At 66.5% G+C, this 16,538-nt stretch carries 24 protein-coding genes; 18 read left to right on the forward strand and 6 right to left on the reverse strand.

Annotated features, from left to right (window positions below; all coding sequences use genetic code 11):
• The first annotated feature begins 45 nt into the window (after positions 1-45).
• The 8 genes from AC0GNR_RS04440 (at position 46) to AC0GNR_RS04475 (ending at position 3,913) form a co-directional block, all read left to right on the forward strand.
• Positions 46-519 carry a YeeE/YedE family protein gene (locus AC0GNR_RS04440; RefSeq protein WP_472899795.1) on the forward strand — a complete coding sequence of 158 codons (474 nt, stop codon included), beginning with the start codon at positions 46-48 and terminating at the stop codon, positions 517-519.
• Entirely contained in the window at positions 516-941 is a 426-nt protein-coding gene (locus tag AC0GNR_RS04445; RefSeq protein ID WP_472899796.1) for a DUF6691 family protein, read from the forward strand. The genes AC0GNR_RS04440 and AC0GNR_RS04445 overlap by 4 nt, the downstream gene beginning before the upstream one ends.
• An 11-nt stretch (positions 942-952) precedes the next feature.
• A complete protein-coding gene (locus AC0GNR_RS04450; RefSeq protein WP_472899797.1) occupies positions 953-1,573 on the forward strand; it encodes a DUF938 domain-containing protein in 621 nt (206 codons plus the stop codon).
• 96 nt (positions 1,574-1,669) lie between these two features.
• On the forward strand, positions 1,670-2,152 hold the full coding sequence (locus tag AC0GNR_RS04455; RefSeq protein WP_472899798.1) for a tellurite resistance TerB family protein: 483 nt from the start codon (positions 1,670-1,672) through the stop codon (positions 2,150-2,152).
• 111 nt (positions 2,153-2,263) lie between these two features.
• Positions 2,264-2,722, forward strand: a complete 459-nt coding sequence (locus AC0GNR_RS04460) for an RcnB family protein (RefSeq protein ID WP_472899799.1) — start codon at positions 2,264-2,266, stop codon at positions 2,720-2,722.
• A 59-nt stretch (positions 2,723-2,781) separates the two neighbouring features.
• Complete coding sequence (locus tag AC0GNR_RS04465) at positions 2,782-3,378, forward strand: DsbC family protein (RefSeq protein WP_472899800.1); 597 nt, start codon at positions 2,782-2,784, stop codon at positions 3,376-3,378.
• Between the two features lie 102 nt (positions 3,379-3,480).
• Entirely contained in the window at positions 3,481-3,621 is a 141-nt protein-coding gene (locus tag AC0GNR_RS04470) for a hypothetical protein (protein ID WP_304840148.1), read from the forward strand.
• Positions 3,622-3,631: 10 nt separating this feature from the next.
• Positions 3,632-3,913, forward strand: coding sequence for a DUF427 domain-containing protein (locus AC0GNR_RS04475; protein ID WP_472899801.1), 282 nt, complete (start codon positions 3,632-3,634; stop codon positions 3,911-3,913).
• A 45-nt stretch (positions 3,914-3,958) separates the two neighbouring features.
• Here the strand turns inward: AC0GNR_RS04475 and AC0GNR_RS04480 are convergent, their stop codons facing one another.
• The 3 genes from AC0GNR_RS04480 to ylqF all read right to left on the reverse strand — a co-directional run bounded on the left by AC0GNR_RS04480 (position 3,959) and on the right by ylqF (position 5,598).
• The gene (locus tag AC0GNR_RS04480) at positions 3,959-4,363 is read right to left on the reverse strand and encodes an NAD(P)H-dependent oxidoreductase (RefSeq protein ID WP_472899802.1); all 405 of its coding nucleotides are present in this window, start codon (positions 4,361-4,363) and stop codon (positions 3,959-3,961) included.
• 12 nt (positions 4,364-4,375) lie between these two features.
• Positions 4,376-4,561: a hypothetical protein gene (locus AC0GNR_RS04485; protein ID WP_472899803.1), complete on the reverse strand. Its 186-nt coding sequence runs from the start codon at positions 4,559-4,561 to the stop codon at positions 4,376-4,378.
• Positions 4,562-4,656: 95 nt separating this feature from the next.
• Positions 4,657-5,598 (reverse strand): ribosome biogenesis GTPase YlqF, encoded by a 942-nt coding sequence (gene ylqF / locus AC0GNR_RS04490; RefSeq protein WP_472899804.1) that lies wholly within the window; start codon positions 5,596-5,598, stop codon positions 4,657-4,659.
• A 214-nt stretch (positions 5,599-5,812) separates the two neighbouring features.
• On the opposite strand from ylqF, the gene AC0GNR_RS04495 reads away from it, so the two are divergent.
• From AC0GNR_RS04495 to AC0GNR_RS04505, 3 genes are all read left to right on the forward strand, one after another.
• The gene (locus AC0GNR_RS04495; protein ID WP_472899805.1) at positions 5,813-6,283 is read left to right on the forward strand and encodes an SRPBCC family protein; all 471 of its coding nucleotides are present in this window, start codon (positions 5,813-5,815) and stop codon (positions 6,281-6,283) included.
• Positions 6,284-6,308: 25 nt separating this feature from the next.
• Positions 6,309-6,932, forward strand: coding sequence for a class I SAM-dependent methyltransferase (locus AC0GNR_RS04500; RefSeq protein ID WP_472899806.1), 624 nt, complete (start codon positions 6,309-6,311; stop codon positions 6,930-6,932).
• A gap of 465 nt (positions 6,933-7,397) precedes the next feature.
• A complete protein-coding gene (locus tag AC0GNR_RS04505) occupies positions 7,398-7,691 on the forward strand; it encodes a 2Fe-2S iron-sulfur cluster-binding protein (RefSeq protein ID WP_472899807.1) in 294 nt (97 codons plus the stop codon).
• Between the two features lie 7 nt (positions 7,692-7,698).
• Here AC0GNR_RS04505 and gshA read toward each other — a convergent pair whose 3' ends face one another.
• The 3 genes from gshA to AC0GNR_RS04520 are packed head-to-tail and all read right to left on the reverse strand — an operon-like array spanning position 7,699 to position 11,160.
• Positions 7,699-9,252, reverse strand: a complete 1,554-nt coding sequence (gene gshA, locus AC0GNR_RS04510) for a glutamate--cysteine ligase (protein WP_472899808.1) — start codon at positions 9,250-9,252, stop codon at positions 7,699-7,701.
• Positions 9,253-9,286: 34 nt separating this feature from the next.
• A complete protein-coding gene (locus AC0GNR_RS04515) occupies positions 9,287-10,321 on the reverse strand; it encodes a tRNA dihydrouridine synthase (protein WP_472899809.1) in 1,035 nt (344 codons plus the stop codon).
• 23 nt (positions 10,322-10,344) lie between these two features.
• On the reverse strand, positions 10,345-11,160 hold the full coding sequence (locus AC0GNR_RS04520) for a mechanosensitive ion channel family protein (protein WP_472899810.1): 816 nt from the start codon (positions 11,158-11,160) through the stop codon (positions 10,345-10,347).
• Positions 11,161-11,388: 228 nt separating this feature from the next.
• Between AC0GNR_RS04520 and AC0GNR_RS04525 the strand changes: the two genes are divergently transcribed.
• From AC0GNR_RS04525 to bktB, 7 genes are all read left to right on the forward strand, one after another.
• Complete coding sequence (locus AC0GNR_RS04525) at positions 11,389-11,961, forward strand: FecR family protein (protein ID WP_472899811.1); 573 nt, start codon at positions 11,389-11,391, stop codon at positions 11,959-11,961.
• 42 nt (positions 11,962-12,003) lie between these two features.
• Positions 12,004-12,609, forward strand: a complete 606-nt coding sequence (locus tag AC0GNR_RS04530) for an OmpA family protein (protein ID WP_472899812.1) — start codon at positions 12,004-12,006, stop codon at positions 12,607-12,609.
• A 39-nt stretch (positions 12,610-12,648) separates the two neighbouring features.
• Positions 12,649-13,137: a HugZ family pyridoxamine 5'-phosphate oxidase gene (locus tag AC0GNR_RS04535; protein WP_472899813.1), complete on the forward strand. Its 489-nt coding sequence runs from the start codon at positions 12,649-12,651 to the stop codon at positions 13,135-13,137.
• Positions 13,138-13,166: 29 nt separating this feature from the next.
• Positions 13,167-13,823 (forward strand): RluA family pseudouridine synthase, encoded by a 657-nt coding sequence (locus AC0GNR_RS04540; RefSeq protein ID WP_472899814.1) that lies wholly within the window; start codon positions 13,167-13,169, stop codon positions 13,821-13,823.
• A gap of 11 nt (positions 13,824-13,834) precedes the next feature.
• Positions 13,835-14,608, forward strand: a complete 774-nt coding sequence (locus AC0GNR_RS04545) for an SDR family NAD(P)-dependent oxidoreductase (RefSeq protein WP_472899815.1) — start codon at positions 13,835-13,837, stop codon at positions 14,606-14,608.
• 18 nt (positions 14,609-14,626) lie between these two features.
• On the forward strand, positions 14,627-15,220 hold the full coding sequence (locus AC0GNR_RS04550) for a histidine phosphatase family protein (RefSeq protein WP_472899816.1): 594 nt from the start codon (positions 14,627-14,629) through the stop codon (positions 15,218-15,220).
• A gap of 133 nt (positions 15,221-15,353) precedes the next feature.
• Positions 15,354-16,538, forward strand: coding sequence for a beta-ketothiolase BktB (gene bktB / locus AC0GNR_RS04555; RefSeq protein ID WP_472899817.1), 1,185 nt, complete (start codon positions 15,354-15,356; stop codon positions 16,536-16,538).

A 16,538-nucleotide genomic window follows, 5' to 3' on the forward strand; every position in this document is an offset into this window, starting at 1 on the left:
ACAGGACCGGGTTCCGATTATCAAAGCCACGGATAATCCCGCCCCATGATCGACGCCTTTTCTCTCTTTCCCCTCGGCTGGCAGCACTACCTGCTGGGCGGGGCCTTCATTGGTGCCGGTGTGGCGCTGCTGTTTCTGTTCACGGGTCTGGTGGGCGGCATGAGCACCGTGTTTTCCAGCACCTGGTCGTTTGTGCTGCAGCGGCCGTTTTTTCAGCAGGCCCGGCTCACCGACACCCGCGTGTGGCGGCTGGTGTATGCGCTGGGGCTGGTGCTGGGCGCCGGGGTGTGGTGGCTGTTGTTGTCGGACGGCACACCGCTCACCACCGAGGTGCCGGTGGCGCTGCTGCTGGTGGGTGGTTTTCTGGTGGGCTATGGCGCGCGGCTGGGCAACGGCTGCACGTCGGGCCATGGCATTTGCGGGCTGGGCTCGCTGAACTGGCCCTCGCTGCTGGCGGTGCTCACCTTCATGGCCACAGCGTTCATCACGGCCAATCTGGCGGCATGGTGGCTGGCATGAGCACCACACAAATGACGCCCGCAAAATTGTTGGCGGTGCTGGCCGCCGGCGCCTTGTTTGGTTTTGGCCTGGCGCTGTCCACCATGGTGCAGCCCGAGGTGGTGCTGAGCTTTCTGCGCTTTGAAGACTTCGGCCTCATGCTGGTGATGGGCGGGGCCGTGCTGGTGACGCTGCTGGCCTACAAAGTGGCGCCGCGCGTGCTGGGGCGCCCCCTGCTGGGTGGTTACTTTCACCAGCACGTGAGCCACTGGAACCGCGACACCCTCACCGGCGCCGCGCTGTTTGGCGTGGGCTGGGGCTTGTGCGGCGTGTGCCCAGGCCCCGCCATTGCCGGCCTGGGCACCGGCAACTGGAGCCTGCTGTGGGCGCTGGCCGGTATTGCGCTGGGCGCCCTGGCGCAAGGCATGCGGGCCAAAGCCTGAAAGCGCCCACCATGAGCAACCTGCCCTTCAGCCCCGCCGCCGACCGCAACAAGGCGCCCATTCTGGAGCGGCTGCAAGCGGTGCTGCCCGCGCGGGGAGCGGCGCTGGAAATTGCCTCGGGCACCGGGCAGCACGCGGTGTGGTTTGCCGCTGGGCTGCCGGGCTGGCACTGGCAACCCACCGACTTTGAAGCGCACGCCTTGCCCGCCATCAATGCGCGCGTGGCCGAGACCGGCCTGAGCCGTGTGGCACCAGCGCGGCTGCTGGATGTGCTGGCGCCGCAGTGGCCCGCCGAAGGGCCCGCATTCAGCACCCTGTTTGACGCTATTTACTGCGCCAACATGCTGCACATTGCGCCCTGGGCCACCTGCGCAGCCCTGATGCAGGGTGCCGCGCGCCACTTGTCGCCGGGCGGCGTGCTCATCACCTACGGCCCTTACCTGGAGCACGGCGTGCCCACCTCGCCGGGCAACCTGGCGTTTGACGCCAGCCTGCGCGCCAACCACCCCGACTGGGGCATTCGCCAGCTCGCCGACGTGACCGATCAGGCGCAACACGCCGGCCTGGCCCTGCTGCAGCGCCACGCCATGCCGTCCAACAACCTGCTGCTGGTGTGGGGCCGCCCACCCTGAACGCGCCCCTTGAAGGCGTGCGGCCCGACACCCCTTGCGGGGAACCATTGGGCCAGCCGCAGGCTCAGCCCTTCAACGCCACGAGCTCCCCAACCCATGTTCAAAACCCTAAAAGACCTGCTGGACACCCTGACAGCCAACCTCGCTTCAGCGGCCGGCGCCCAGCCCGCTGCCGAGCAAGAACACACCCTGCAACTCGCCACCGCCGTGCTGCTGGTGGAAGTGATGCGCGCCGACCCGACCCTGGACGAAGCCGAGCGCGACACCGTGCTGCTGGCGCTGCGCGGCAAGTTTGCGCTGGCCGACGACGAGCTTGAACGCCTGCTGGAGCTGGCCCATGAAACGGCCCGAACCGCTTACGACTACCAGCGCTTCACCAGCCTGCTCAACGAGCGCTTCACGCAAGCCCAGAAAATCCGGGTGGTGGAGGCCATGTGGCAAGTGGCCTACGCCGACGAACACATCCATGCCAACGAGCACCACGTGATCAGCAAGGTGGCCGGGCTGCTGCACGTCACCCACGGTGAATACATCGGCGCCAAACTGCGCGCGCAAGAAGCCACGCAAACCCAGGGCTGATAGCGAGGCCCCGCACAACTCGCTACCCAGCTTTGCACGCGCGGGCACAGGGCTTTACCGGCGCGACACATGGGCACCACACCATGCAGGTTCACCACCAGGAGAACCTCCATGTCAACCCGAAATTTTGTTGTCTGCGCCATTGCCGCCGCCACGCTGAGCGTCAGCTCGCTCTCGTTTGCCCAGGGCAACAGCCCCCGCGGCCAGCGCGAGGAGCCACCCCGGGTACAGCGACACGATGACCGCCGAGACGATCGCCGGGACGACCGGCGCGACGCCCGCGACCACCGGCAGGAGGACCGGCACAGCGCACGCGACCACCGAAAGGACGACCGCCGCGATTTCCGCGACCAGCGCAACGACCGCCATTTCCATGCGCGCGGCCCGGCATTCAAACGCGGCGCCACTATTCCCCGCGAATACCGCAACCGCCAGTACGTGGTGGTGAACCACCGCACCCACCGCCTGAGCGCACCGCCACGCGGCCACCAGTGGGTGCAGGTGGGTGCTGACTACGTGCTGATCGCCGTGGCCACCGGCCTGATTGCACACCTGGTGCTGAACTACTGAGCGCACACCGGGCTTGTCTGCGATGATGTTGCCCGTCCAACGCCAAAGCGCTCCACCCCATGAACATCCGACACGCCATCCTTCCCTTGGTCGCAGCCATGGCCCTGGGGCTTGCCGCCTGCTCCAAAACAGACAGCAACCCGCCCGCATCCACCGAAACCGCCACAGCCATTGCGCCCGCGCAAGCCTACGAGGAGGTCGCGGCGCAGGCCAAAGGTTTCACGGTGGGGGCGCTCATGAGCGCCAACCCGGTGTACGTGCTGTTTGACCCGCAGTGCCCGCACTGCGGCCACTTGTGGAACGCAGCGTTGCCCCTGCTGGGCAAAGTGAAGTTTGTGTGGGTCCCGGTGGCCATCATGGGCCCCAAGAGCGTGCCCCAGGGCGCGGCGCTGATGCAGGCGACCGACCCGGTGGCCACCATGTCGGCACACGAACAGTCCATTTTGAGCGGCCAGGGCGGCATGTCGGCATCCAGCAGCATTCCCGACGACGTGCTGGCGGCCATCAAGACCAACAGCCAGTTGCTGGACCGGCTGGGTGCGGACTCGGTTCCGTTCATGGTGGCTCGCCACGCCCGCAACGGCCAGGTGATCACCCAGGCGGGTGCGCTCAGCACCGAAGCCCTGGGCGAATTTCTGGGCCTGGGACAGCCCTGACCGGAACCGCAGCAAGCACCCACAGCAGCCGCAAAACCCAGCCGTTTGTGGCTTAACATTCACACATCAGACCGCATGTCGCGGCTGCAAACGGAGTCCCCCATGGGCAAAGAACAGCGCAACGAAAAGATGTCAAAAAAGCCGAAGAAAGACACCTCGGCCCCCAAAGGCCCAGCCACCTCGGACCGCCCCACACCACCCATGACCTCGGTGCTGCCGCGCGGCAAAGAGAAAAACAAGTGAGCCTGGGCCGATGAAAGCCACCTGGAACGGCGCCGTGGTCGCCGAAAGCGACGACACGGTGCTGGTGGAAGGCAACCATTACTTTCCGGAAAGCGCACTCAACCGCGCTTTCGTCACCTTCAGCAACCACCGCACCAGCTGCCCCTGGAAGGGCCAGGCGCAGTATTACTCGCTGCTGGTCAACGGCGAGCTCAACGCCGACGCGGCCTGGTACTACCCCGACCCCAAACCCGAAGCCGAGAACATCCGGGGGCGCGTGGCGTTCTGGAAGGGTGTGAAGGTCGAGGCCTGAGCCCGTGCACCGCGCCGGCTTGAGCGCCCGGCCAGGCCCAAGCGCTCATTGCGCCCGTTGCCCCAGTTTGCGCAAGCTGGCCTCCAGCTGAACCACATCGGCCTCGCCCAGCTTGTCCACCGTGCCCACCAGGGTTTCGCGAATGGGCGCAAAGCCCACGAAACCCAGAATATTGCGCTCCAGCGACTTCAGGCTGTGTGCCCGGAAATACCAGCGGTACACCAGCGCGGGCATGCCCATGGTCACCACCACACGCGCCGAGCGGCCGCTCAGCCCCTTGTGACCAAACGGGTTGTTGCCCTCTTTTTTGAACGCAAACCCTGGCCTGGCCACCTGCTCCAGAAAGCCTTTCAATAGCGCGGGCATGTCGCCCAGCCACAGCGGGAAAAACAGCACCACATGCTGAGCCCAGGTCAGGTCGTCCTGAGCGCCCTGCAATGCCGGCGGCAAGCTTCCGTGTTCTCAGTCCTGGGCGCTTCTGAGCAGCGGAAAATCCAGCTCGGCCACCACCACGCGCCTGACGGTGTGGCCCCCCGCCTCGGCGCCGTCGGCGTAGGCATCGGCCAACGCATGGTTGAGGTGGCGCGCCCCGGCTTCGGGGTGACCTTCAATCAACAGAATACGGCGGGCGGCGGCGGTTGGCGGCATGGCAGGCTCCAGACAATGGAGCCTCCATGCTGTCACCCGACCACCGGACGGTGGTTGAGCCCGGTCAACCAAGGCGACCGCAGACGCTCAGCCGCTCAGCGTTTGCGCGGCTTGCTGGGTTTGTTGCCGCGCTCTTTTTTGCGGTTCTGGCGTTCAGCGTCGGCTTTGTTGCCGGCCGCCAGCCACTGGGCAAACATTTCAGGTGTTTCCAGCGTCACGCGGCCGATGCTGTTGCTGCGGTAATCGGCAATCAGCAGCTCGGCGGCCTTTTGCCAGTTGGCGTGGCCACCCGTAGCCAGCGCTCCGCGCTTGCGCGCAATGGCCTCCAGCACATCTTCGTCGGGCATGCTGGCAATGGCCTCCAGCGCCAGGCCCAGTTTGTAGCGCCCTTCCAGCAATGCCGGGTAAGCCACCTTGAGCTTGGCCAGCAACTCCAGGGCCACTTCCTGGTCGTCGTAAGCGTTGCGGCCCACCGCGCCGCTGGCGGCCAGGTTGAAGCCGCTTTCGGGCACCACAATGCGCGGCCACAGCATGCCGGGCGTGTCGTAGAGGTAGAAGTCGTCGGCCAGGGCCAGGCGTTGCTCGTTGCGGGTGATACCGGCTTCGTCGCCGGTCTTGGCCGAGCGCTTGCCCATGAGGGTGTTGATCAGCGTGGACTTGCCCACATTGGGAATGCCGCAAATGAGCACACGCATGGGCTTGACCATGCCGCCCCGGTTGGGCGCGAGCTCGCGGCAAGCCGCAATGATGGCGCGGGCAGGCGCGGTGTCGCTGGCGTCCAGCGGTATGGCACGGGTCTTGGGCTGGGCGTTGTAGTGCGCGAGCCAGAGCGCGGTGCGCTCGGGGTCGGCCATGTCCTGCTTGTTGACCACCTTCAGCGTCGGCTTGCCGCTGGTGAGCTCGGCCAGCAGCGGGTTGGCACTGGAGCCGGGCAGGCGGGCGTCGAGCATTTCAATCACGACGTCGATCTCTTTCACACGCTCGGTGATGGCCTTGCGCGTGAGGTGCATGTGCCCGGGAAACCACTGGATGCTCATCTGGAAATCGTCTTTCTGGGGAAATGGGTCCGCAGCCGGTTCAGCCCCGGCCGCGTAACCCAAGATTGTGCCTTGCCCTGCCGCGGGCGGCGTTGAGGTACAAGGCCCGCCCCCGGTGCTTGGTGTTAGCCCCGTGCACCGTGCGCAACGGGCGTCCCTACAATGAACCTACATTCTTCAGAACCACCCGCAACACCGCACAAAGGGCCTTTGTATGAGCATCACCGTCAAGATTGATCTGGGCTACGAATTCGACGTCAAAGCCAAAGCGGCTGAGGTGTTCGAGGTGCTGTCGGACGTCCCCACTTCGGTCAGCCATTTTCCCAAAGTGGACCAGCTCACCGATCTGGGCGGCGGCGTGTACCAGTGGGAAATGGAAAAAGTGGGCACCGCCCAGGTGAACATCCAGACCGTGTACGCCAGCAAGTACGTGAGCGACAAAGCCAAAGGCACGGTGAAGTGGACGCCTGTGAAGGGCGTGGGCAATGCCCTGGTGGGTGGCCAGTGGACGATCGTGGACAACAAAAAGTCCACCAGCGTGAAGCTGGCGATTCAGGGCGAAATTGAGGTGCCCCTGCCGGGCCTGATGAAAATGATCGTGGTGCCGGTGGTGCAAGGCGAGTTTGAAAAACTGGTGGAAAAGTACATCGACAACCTGATTGCCCGCTTCGGCGGCGAGGTGTGAGCCGCGCCACACCGGGGGTGGTTTGATGTGCTGGCGCTGTTACCAGAACAAGGTATTCCCGTGGGCGCTTGACCTGGCCTGCGGCCTGCCCATGGTTGGCCGCATGCGCCAAAAAGTGGTGCCCCTGGCGCAGGGCCGTGTGCTGGAAGTAGGCCTGGGCACCGGCCTGAACATGCCCCACTACGACACGGGGCGCGTGACCCGCATCACCGGGCTGGACCCGGCACTGGAACTGCAACCCCGTGCCCGCCGCCGCATCGAAGCCAGCGGGCTTGATGTGGAGCTGCTGGCGCTGTCGGCCGAGCGCATCCCGAGGCCGGATGCCAGCTTTGACACGGTGGTCGTCACGTATTCGCTGTGCACCATTCCAGACCCGCTGGCCGCCCTGCAGGAAATGCGCCGTGTGCTCGCGCCCGGTGGCTCGCTGCTGTTTTGCGAACACGGCCGCGCACCCGACGCCGCGGTGGCCCGCTGGCAAGACCGGCTGCAAGGCCTGTGGGGACCGCTGGCCGGTGGTTGCCACCTGAACCGCGACATCCCGGCGCTGCTGCACGCCGCGGGCCTGCACTGCCCGCAACTGCACACCGGCTACCTGCCCGGCCCCAAACCCTGGACGTTTCATTACTGGGGCCAGGCTTACCCGGCCTGAGGCCGTAGCGGGCGGGGGCTTATGCACAGGGCCTGAAACGCGGCGCAGCGCGCACAACAGCGCCGCAGGACTTGTCCCTGCAAATCTGGGACAACTGTGTGCATAAGCCAGGGTAATCCCTGTACGGCGAACGCAAGTGCTTGATTTTTAACGGGTATTGACAGACTGCTTAATCAACAGGCAACACCCTGAAAAACCCAAAAAACCACCCCGGAACACCCAAGTTACCCACAGACCCGGCTCTGCCAAGGGCAAAAAATGGCCCCGCCGAGGTGTTTAGACACAGGCAGGCCTTTTGTCCCACAGAACACTGGACAAGCTTGTGCATAACTCCGGGCGAGTCCTGTACGGAGGACGCAAGTGCTTGATTTAAAAGGAAGTTCACTAACCTGCCCAATTAAAAGGCAGTTCAGAGCTTTCGCTTGCGCGGCACCCTGCGCGGGCTCCTGAGGTAGATTGCGGTGCATGGAACCCACCCCGCCCGCGCAACCCCTGACGATCCGCCTGGACACGGGCCAAACCCTGCACTCAGCGCCCGGCCAGACGCTGTGGCAGGCCCTGCAGCAAGCGGGCGTGCCCTGGCCGGTGTCATGCCGCAACGGCACATGCAGGGCCTGCATCGGCCGGCTGGCGGCGGGCCGGGTGCGTTACACGGTGGAATGGCCGGGCCTGCTGCCCGAAGAAAAAGCCACGGGCAGCGTGCTGCCGTGCGTGGCTTGCGCCGAAACCGACGTGGTGTTGCACGGCCCCGGGGCCTGACGGGCGATCAGGCGGGTACGGCTTCGGGACGGGGGCGGCCCAGGCGCGCGGGCGAGGTGTATTCCTGCCGGTAGATTTCAAACGGCATGGTGTCTGCCGCCTCAATGGCGCGTTGGTCGGCCACCGATTGCGCCGCCATGGCTTCAAAGCGGGCTTGTTGCTTGGCGCTCCAGGGCATGGCCAGCAGTTCGGCGTGGTTCTTGAGCGACTGCGCGCGGGCAAAGGCCACGAACGAGTCGCCATGCGCTTCGCGCACCGCGCTGAGCACGCGTGCCGAGGGCAAGGTGTCGGGCGCATTCAGCGACGCCAGTGCCTGGGCCACAGCGTCGGCGTGGTCGGTGCCGCCGTGGGTGGCGTCCAGCGTGCGGGCAATGGGCCGCAGCTGTTCCAGCAGCTCCTGGCCCCAATGCACCAAGGGCACGCTCTGGCCCTGACGCTGCAAGCACAACCCGGGCTCGCGGCCGCGCGCGGCGGTGAGGTGCTGGTTGTAGGCCAGTTCGTGAATTTCCTCAGGCGTGTCGGGCGGGCTGTCCGTCAGCAGGCAGTGCAGCAAAAACACGTCCAGAAAACGCAGCGTGCTGGCGCCAATCCCAATCACCTCGAAGGGGTTGAGGTCCATCAGACGCACTTCGATGTATTCCACCCCACGCTCGCGCAGGGCGTGCAGCGGGCGCTCGCCGGGGTAAATGACGCGTTTGGGCCGGATGGTGCCGTAAAACTCGTTTTCGATCTGCAGCAGCGTGGTGGCGAGCTGGTTGTAGTCACCCCCGGGGTTGCGGATGCCCAGCGCCTCGTAGGCAGGCCAGGGCCGGGTGAGCGCATCTTGCAGCGAAGCCGCATAGCCTTCCAGGCCGTTGTAGCTCACGGCCAGCGTGGCCTGGGCTTCGCTCTGGTAACCCAGCCGGCCCATGCGCAGCGAGGTGCCGTGCGGCATGTACAGCGAACCGCTGCTGCCCAGGGGCTGCAGTTCGTGCTGGCGCCCTTCAACGAACGACGAACACACCGCCGGCGAGGCGCCAAACAAGGTGAGCAACAAAAACGCGTGGCGGCGGAAATTGCGGATCAGCGCAAAGTAACCGTCGTTGTCCACACCGGGCAGCGACCAGTTGTAATGAATGCCCGAAATGGTCTGCATGCGCCGGCCGTAGCGGTGCCCCAGCCCCATGCGGTAGACGCTCTTGGCGCGCCCCACGTTGCTGGAACCGTAGCGGCCCAGCGGAATGGTTTCGTCGGTGGGCAGGCCGCAGGGCATGCTGGAGGCCCAGAGCATTTCGTCACCCGCGGCGCGCAGGCTGCGCACGGTGAACTGGTGCACTTCGCGCAGCTGGTCCAGACAGGCACCCACGCTGTCGTGCACGCCCGTGATCAGTTCCAGCTGGGACTCGCTGTAATCGGTGGTGATGTGCGGGTGCGTGAGGGCGCTGCCCAGCGCGGCCGGGTGCGGCGTGAGGGCGAGCTTGCCGTCGGGCTGGGCGCGCAGGCTTTCTTTTTCAAGGCCGCGGCGCATGCCACGCAGGCGGTCGCCCGAGAGGGCGTCCAGCCGTTGTTGTAATGAAGTCATACAGGGGGTCGTGTGTCGGGTCCGGGGCCGGAACTTAACACGGCTGGGGTATTTCTGCTGTCAGCGCCGGGTTGCAGCTTTGTTGTAGAGCCTCTTGGCGGTGCGGTGGTGGCGGGTCCGGGTGCTGCACCGGCGTGTTGTGGCGCAGCCAGGCTTCCACCTGCTCGGGCTCGTTGCTCAGCCGCAGGTCGTCGAACGCACACTGGGCCTCGGGGTGGCGTTTGCGCAGGTAGTTAAGCCATTGCTTGAGCCGCCCAGCGCGGTGGCGGCGCTCCACGCGCGCACTCATTTGCACCCAGAACACCTGCAACAGCGGCGAGATGTGGCTCCAGCTCGCTCCGTCCTGCCCCTTGATGGCCAGCGCCAGGCCCGGGTCGGTCACCATGCCGCGGCCAATCATCAGGGCGTCGCAACCGGTCACCTCGCGGCACCGCTGGGCGTCGGCCACCGTCCAGATTTCGCCGTTGGCAATGATGGGGACGCGCCGCCCCGCCGGCAGCGACTCGCGCACCTGGGCAATGCGCTCCCAGTAGGCGGGCGGGCGGTAGCCGTGGGCCTTGGTGCGCGCGTGTATCACCAGCTCGTCGGCGCCGGCCTCTGCGATGGCGTGGGCACATTCTTCGGCGCGGCTGTCGTCGTTGAAGCCCAGGCGCATCTTGGCCGACACCGGCACATGCGCCGGCACCGCGCGGCGCACCGCCGACACAATGCGCCCGATCAGCTCGGGCTCGTCCAGCAGCACGGCACCACCCCGGCTCTGGTTCACGGTTTTGGCGGGGCAGCCAAAATTCAGGTCGATGCCGTGCGGGCCGAGGCCGGCGAGCCGTGCGGCGTTGTCGGCCAGGCAAGCCGGGTCGGAGCCCAGCAGCTGCGCCCGCACCGGCACCCCTGCCCGGGTATAGCCGCCGTTGAGCAGCTCGGGCACCACACGCACAAAAGCGCGCTCGGGCAACACTGTGTTGGTCACGCGAATGAACTCGCTCACGCAGCGGTCAATGCCGCCAATGCGCGTGATCACATCGCGCAGCGTGGCGTCGAGCAGGCCCTCCATGGGCGCGAGCAGAAGCATGGTGTGCAGCCGTAAAAAAGGAATCAGGCTGCGGTGGTGTGCAGGTGCACATCGCGCTGGGGAAACGGAATGCCGATGCCCACTTCGTCAAACCGCTTTTTCACACGCTCTTGCATGTCGAAGTACACCGGCCAGTAGTCGGCCGTGGCGGTCCACACGCGCACACGGATGTTGACCGCGCTGTCGGCCAGCTCGCCGACCACGATCACCGGCGCCGGGTCTTGCATCACGCGCTCATCGGCGCGCACCAGACCTTCCAGCGTCTGGCGCGCCAGGTCAATGCTGCTGCCGTAGCTGATACCGAACACCATGTCCACACGGCGCGTGGCCTCAGAAGAGAAATTCACAATATTCCCGTTGGCCACCGGCCCGTTGGGCACGAAGACCGTTTTGTTGTCGGGTGTTTTCAGCACGGTGTTCAAAATCTGGATCGACTCCACCGTGCCACTTTGCCCCTGCATTTCCACAAAGTCACCCACCTTGTAGGGCTTGAACAAAATCAGCAGCACACCGCCTGCAAAGTTCGACAGGCTGCCCTGCAGCGCCAGACCCACCGCCAGGCCAGCAGCACCCAGCACCGCAATGAACGAGGTGGTGGCCACGCCGAGCATGCTGGCCACGGTGATGACCACCAGCACCTTCAGTGCCAGGCTGATCAGGCTGCGCAAAAAGCTGCGCAGGGTCACTTCCACGTTCAGGCGCGCCATGTGGGCGTCGACCCGGCGGCTGAGCCAGCCACTGAGCCACAGGCCGACCAGCAACACGGCCAGCGCCAGCAAAAGATGCATGCCGTAGGTGACGGCGAGTTCGGTGAGACGTTCGGATTGCAAAACAGACAAAAGATCAGCCCTTTCAGATCAAGGTGACGGATGATACGGGCGCCCCGCCCGGCGCTTGCCCGGCGAACGGCCAGGGCGATATACAAGGGACAGGGCAAACCGGCCAAGGTTCCCCTGCGCCGGGACCGACAAGACGTGCCCATCTACCCAAGGCCAATGGCCCTTCACCCCACACCCAACCAAGGCAGCAGTCCGGTAACATCAAAGGCTTACCTTCGGAGATCTCGCATGCAGACCTATTCTGGAATGACGTTGGCCCTGCCTTTGGCCGCAGCGCTGTGCTTGGCCCTGCCCATGGCCGGGGCGCAGACCATGCCAGCAACGGCGGCGGTGCCCGCCGTGGTGGCGCCGGCAGAGCCCGCCGCAGCCTCAGCCGTTGAAGCCACACCAACGCCCGTGCCTGCTGCCCCTGCCAACGACAAACGCATTGGCACCTTCAAGCAAGTGAAGGGCGAAAGCTGGCTGGGCAAACCCGACGCGCGGCGCCCCGCCGCCTCGGGCGATGGCGTACTGGAAACCGAGCGCGTGAGCACCGGCCAACAGGGCGCTGCCACCATCACCCTCAAAGACGGGACGGTGCTGACCATGGGCCCCAACTCGACCATGGATCTGAGCCAGTTCAAGTACGACGCCACCACCCAGAAAGGCCATTTCGCGCTGGACCTGCTGCAAGGCTCGGTGCGCGTGGTCACAGGCCTGTTGGCCAAAATCAACCCGGATCTGTTCAAAATCTCGACGCCCACCTCGGTGGTGGGCGTGCGCGGCACCGACTTCATCGTCGAGACCCAGGCCGCGCGCTAAGCCGGCACACCGCGACAGCCCATTACCAAACGACAACCGACCATGAACCGCTCACGACTCACCACCGCCACCCTCGCCACCGTGGCCCTGGCCGCTCTGTTGTCGGCCTGCGCACCGGCCACCCGCGTGACACTGCTGCCGCAGGCCGACGGCACGCCCAGCGCCGTGGAGGTGACCACGGGCCAGGGCACGCAGCGCATCAGCCAGCCCTACCAGGTGGCCAACGTGAGCACCCGCGGGGCGCTCAGCGTGGACGCTACCACGGCCGACAAGGTGCGCGAAACCTACCCCGAACTGGTGGCCTTGCAGCCCCCGGCACCCGAGCGCTTCACGCTTGAGTTTGAGCCCGGCACCTCGCAGCTGACCGCCGACTCCCAGGCGCAGCTGGCCACCGTGGTGGCGCGCGCCCAGGCCCGTGCCGGCGGTGAGATCGTGGTCACCGGCCACACCGACCGCCAGGGCGCCGTTGAAGCCAACGACCGGCTTTCGCTGCAGCGCGCGCAAGCCGTGCGCGCCCTGCTCATTGAGCGCGGCTTCAAGGCCGACCTGATTGAAGCCGTGGGCCGCGGTGAGCGCGAGCCGGTGGTGCCCACCGACGACGAAGTGGCTGAACCCCGCAACCGCCGCGCCGAGTTGCTGGTGCGCTGAACCCATGGTGGCCGCATCCGCGCCACAATTTCACACCGCATGGCCACCGAACACAGCCTGACCCGCGCACTGCGCGAACTGATGCAACAGCAGCGCACGGCTGCCCTGGGCACCGTGTCGGCCGACGGCACGCCCTTTGTATCGCTCGTGCCCTACGCGGTGGACGCCCAGCAACGCTGCCTGGTGATTCACGTGAGTGGCCTGGCAGCCCACACCGGCAACCTGCAGCGCGAGCCGCGTGTGTCGCTGCTGGTAAGCCAGGCTGCCCCGGCAGAAGGCCCGGTGCATGCCCTGCCCCGCGTCACGCTGGAAGCCAGCGCCGAAACCTTGTCGCCCGACAGCCCCGAAGCGCTGGCCTGCCGCACCGTGTACCTGCAGCGGTTTCCCGAAGCGGCGCCCATGACCGCCCTGGGCGACTTTCGGTTCGTGCGCCTGCACCTGCTGGGCGCCAGGCAGGTGGCCGGCTTTGGCGCCGCCCGCAGCCTGGACGGCGATGAGGTTCGCCGCGCACTGGGGCCCGCACCCTGAACCCCGAAACCAAGCCCGCCAGCGGGCCTGTGGCGGTGCTGCACGCCGACGAAGCCCTGCTGGTGCTGGAGAAGCCGGCCGGCCTGCTGGCGGTGCCCGGTCGTGGCGAAGACAAACAGGACTGCCTGAGCCGCCGCGCCCAGGCCCAGTGGCCCGACGCGCTGGTGGTGCACCGCCTGGACATGTCCACCTCGGGCCTGGTGGTGATGGCGCGCGGCCTTGAAGCCCAGCGCGCGCTGAGCCGCGCGTTTGAACAGCGCCGGGTACACAAGCGCTACCTGGCCGTGGTGGCGGGGCACCTCGCCAACCCGCAGCCCGACAACGGCTGGAACACCATCGACCTGCCGCTGGCAGTGGACTGGATCAACCGCCCGCGCAGCAAGGTGTGCCTTGAGACCGGCAAGCCCTGCCTGACGCGCTGGCGCCTGGCCCAGCCCGCCGCACAAACCCCAGCGGCACACACGGGCATCGGCACGCGGGTAGAAATGGAACCCGTCACCGGCCGCACACACCAGCTGCGCGTGCACCTGCAGGCCTTGGGGCACCCCATTTTGGGCGACGCGCTGTACGCCAACCTGGCCCAGCAAGCGCTGGCCACCCGCCTGCTGCTGCACGCAGAAACACTGGAATTGCCGCACCCCGCCACCGGGCAAATACTGCGTTTTCACAGCCCCTGCCCTTTTTGAAAAGCCCCGACATGACCGCACCCGACATCACCATCCTCACCGGCGCCTCGCGCGGCATGGGCCTGGCCATGGCGCGTCAGCTGCTGAGCCCCAGCCGGCACCTGCTGTGCATGTCACGCAGCACCAACGAAGACCTGGCTACCGAGGCGCTGCGCCTGCATGCCCCGCTGACCCAATGGTCGCAAGACCTGAGCGACACCACCGGCGCCGCCCAGCGCCTGCAGGACTGGCTGGCTGGGCTGGACACCCGCGCCTTGCGCAGCGCCACGCTCATCAACAACGCCGGCATGATCCCGCGCATTGGCCCGCTGGCCAGCTGCCCGCCCGACGGGCTTTCGGCCGCGTTGCGCGTGGGCCTGGAAGCCCCTATGCAGCTCACCGCCGCCTTTTTGCGCGCCACCGGCGCCTGGGTGGCCACCGGCTGGCAGGGGCCGCGCAAGGTGCTCAACATTTCGTCCGGGCTCGGTCGCCACGCCATGGCGGCACAGGCGCCCTACTGCGCCGCCAAAGCCGGCATGGACCATTTCACCCGCTGCTGCGCGCTGGAAGAAGCCGCCAACCCGCACGGCGCCCGCCTGGTATCGCTGGCGCCGGGCGTGATCGACACCGACATGCAGGTTCAGTTGCGCGCGGGCGACCCGGGATCTTTTCCCGACGTCCAGCGCTTTGTGGAACTCCAGCGCCAGGGCCAGCTGACACCGCCCGACACCGCCGCTGCCCGCGTGCTCGCCTGGCTGGACCGCCCCGACTTTGGCGACCAGCCCGTGGCCGACGTGCGGGACTGAACACCCACCGGACACACCATGCCCCAAAGCCCACTGCCCCGCCGCCGTTTTGTTCAAACCGCGCTGGGCTGGGCGGCTGGCGGTGCGCTGCTGCCGGCAGCCATGGCACAAACCCAGGCCGATTTTTGGGCCTTGCTGCGCGTTGGTGGCTGCGTGGTGCTGATGCGCCATGCCCAAACCGTGGCCGGCATTGGCGACCCCCCGGGCTTTCGCCTGGGTGACTGCAGCACCCAGCGCAACCTGAGCGAGGCCGGCCGCGAGCAGGCGCAGCGGGTGGGCCAGGCCTTTGCGCGCGAGCGCATCCGGGTGGACGATGTGCGTTCCAGCGCTTGGTGCCGCTGCACCGACACCGCCGACCTGGCCTTTGGCCGCCACACCGTGTGGGCGCCGGTCAACTCGTTTTTCAGAGACAACAGCGGCCCCGAGCAAACCCGGGCCGTGCTGCGCGACGTGGCCAGCCTGCAAGCGCCCCGCAACCTGGTGCTGGTGACGCACCAGGTCAACATCTCTTCACTGACCGGCGAGTACCCGGCCATGGGTGAAATTTTTATTGCCCGGCCCAACGGCCGCAGCGGCGACCGGCTCAAGGTGCTGGCGCGCCAGGTGGTGTGAAGGTGAAGCACCCCGTTTTCCGTTCGTCTCCTGTTTGACTTGCGACAAGGTCGGCGTAAGGCAGGGGCGCATACCATCACCTGTTGATCGCCGGAATCACACACCCCAAACCACCACAAGCAGGAGATACCCCATGAGCAGAGAAGTCGTCGTCGTCAGCGCAGCCCGCACCGCCATTGGCACCTTTGGCGGCAGCCTTAAAGACACGCCCCCCACCGAGCTCGCGGCCCTGGTGGTGCGTGAGTCGCTGGCGCGCGCCGGCGTGGACGGCAAAGACGTGGGCCATGTGGTGTTTGGCCACGTGGTGAACACCGAGCCCAAGGACATGTACCTCTCGCGCGTGGCGGCCATCAACGGCGGCTGCGCCCAGAGCACGCCCGCCTACAACGTCAACCGCCTGTGCGGTTCGGGCCTGCAGGCCATCGTCAACGCCAGCCAGAGCATTTTGCTGGGCGACACCGACATCGCCATTGGCGGTGGCGCTGAAAACATGAGCCGCGCGCCCTACGCGTCGCTCAACACGCGCTGGGGCGCCCGCATGGGCGACACCAAGATGGTGGACATGATGGTGGGCGCGCTGCACGACCCGTTTCACGCCATCCACATGGGTGTGACGGCTGAAAACGTGGCCGCCCAGTACGGCATCACCCGCGACATGCAGGACGCGCTGGCCGTGCAAAGCCACAACCGCGCCCAGCGCGCCACCGAAGAAGGCCGCTTCAAAGACCAGATCGTGCCGGTCATGCTCAAGAGCCGCAAAGGCGAAGTGGCCTACGCCACCGACGAGCACTTCCGTCCCAACTGCACGCTGGACGACATGACCAAGCTCAAGCCGGTGTTCATCAAAGAAAACGGCACCGTGACCGCGGGCAACGCCTCGGGCCTGAACGACGCCGCCGCCGCCGTGGTGCTCATGGACAGCAAGGCTGCCCAGGCACGCGGCCTGCAGCCGCTGGCCCGCCTGGTGGGTTACGCCCACACCGGCCTGGAACCCAAGATCATGGGCATGGGCCCGGTGTCGGCCACGCGCCTGGTGCTGGAGAAAACCGGCCTGAGTGTGAACGACCTGGATGTCATCGAAGCCAACGAAGCCTTTGCGGCCCAGGCTTGCGCCGTGAGCCAGGAACTCGGCCTGGACCCGGCCAAGGTCAACCCCAACGGCTCGGGCATCTCGCTCGGCCACCCGATTGGCGCCACCGGCGCGCTGATCACGGTCAAAGCGCTGTACGAACTGCAGCGCATCCAGGGCCGCTACGCGCTGGTGACGATGTGCATCGGCGGCGGCCAGGGTATTGCGGCTGTATTTGAGCGGGTGTAA

This window comes from Hydrogenophaga sp. LT287 (genome assembly GCF_055702805.1).

Coding starts and splice junctions, on each gene's coding strand:
- AC0GNR_RS04440 (WP_472899795.1), top strand. CDS start 46: ATGATCGACGCCTTTTCTCTCTTTCCCCTCGGCTGGCAGCACTACCTG.
- AC0GNR_RS04445 (WP_472899796.1), top strand. CDS start 516: ATGAGCACCACACAAATGACGCCCGCAAAATTGTTGGCGGTGCTGGCC.
- AC0GNR_RS04450 (WP_472899797.1), top strand. CDS start 953: ATGAGCAACCTGCCCTTCAGCCCCGCCGCCGACCGCAACAAGGCGCCC.
- AC0GNR_RS04455 (WP_472899798.1), top strand. CDS start 1,670: ATGTTCAAAACCCTAAAAGACCTGCTGGACACCCTGACAGCCAACCTC.
- AC0GNR_RS04460 (WP_472899799.1), top strand. CDS start 2,264: ATGTCAACCCGAAATTTTGTTGTCTGCGCCATTGCCGCCGCCACGCTG.
- AC0GNR_RS04465 (WP_472899800.1), top strand. CDS start 2,782: ATGAACATCCGACACGCCATCCTTCCCTTGGTCGCAGCCATGGCCCTG.
- AC0GNR_RS04470 (WP_304840148.1), top strand. CDS start 3,481: ATGGGCAAAGAACAGCGCAACGAAAAGATGTCAAAAAAGCCGAAGAAA.
- AC0GNR_RS04475 (WP_472899801.1), top strand. CDS start 3,632: ATGAAAGCCACCTGGAACGGCGCCGTGGTCGCCGAAAGCGACGACACG.
- AC0GNR_RS04485 (WP_472899803.1), bottom strand. CDS start 4,561: ATGCCGCCAACCGCCGCCGCCCGCCGTATTCTGTTGATTGAAGGTCAC.
- ylqF (WP_472899804.1), bottom strand. CDS start 5,598: ATGAGCATCCAGTGGTTTCCCGGGCACATGCACCTCACGCGCAAGGCC.
- AC0GNR_RS04495 (WP_472899805.1), top strand. CDS start 5,813: ATGAGCATCACCGTCAAGATTGATCTGGGCTACGAATTCGACGTCAAA.
- AC0GNR_RS04500 (WP_472899806.1), top strand. CDS start 6,309: ATGTGCTGGCGCTGTTACCAGAACAAGGTATTCCCGTGGGCGCTTGAC.
- AC0GNR_RS04505 (WP_472899807.1), top strand. CDS start 7,398: ATGGAACCCACCCCGCCCGCGCAACCCCTGACGATCCGCCTGGACACG.
- gshA (WP_472899808.1), bottom strand. CDS start 9,252: ATGACTTCATTACAACAACGGCTGGACGCCCTCTCGGGCGACCGCCTG.
- AC0GNR_RS04515 (WP_472899809.1), bottom strand. CDS start 10,321: ATGCTTCTGCTCGCGCCCATGGAGGGCCTGCTCGACGCCACGCTGCGC.
- AC0GNR_RS04525 (WP_472899811.1), top strand. CDS start 11,389: ATGCAGACCTATTCTGGAATGACGTTGGCCCTGCCTTTGGCCGCAGCG.
- AC0GNR_RS04530 (WP_472899812.1), top strand. CDS start 12,004: ATGAACCGCTCACGACTCACCACCGCCACCCTCGCCACCGTGGCCCTG.
- AC0GNR_RS04535 (WP_472899813.1), top strand. CDS start 12,649: ATGGCCACCGAACACAGCCTGACCCGCGCACTGCGCGAACTGATGCAA.
- AC0GNR_RS04545 (WP_472899815.1), top strand. CDS start 13,835: ATGACCGCACCCGACATCACCATCCTCACCGGCGCCTCGCGCGGCATG.
- AC0GNR_RS04550 (WP_472899816.1), top strand. CDS start 14,627: ATGCCCCAAAGCCCACTGCCCCGCCGCCGTTTTGTTCAAACCGCGCTG.
- bktB (WP_472899817.1), top strand. CDS start 15,354: ATGAGCAGAGAAGTCGTCGTCGTCAGCGCAGCCCGCACCGCCATTGGC.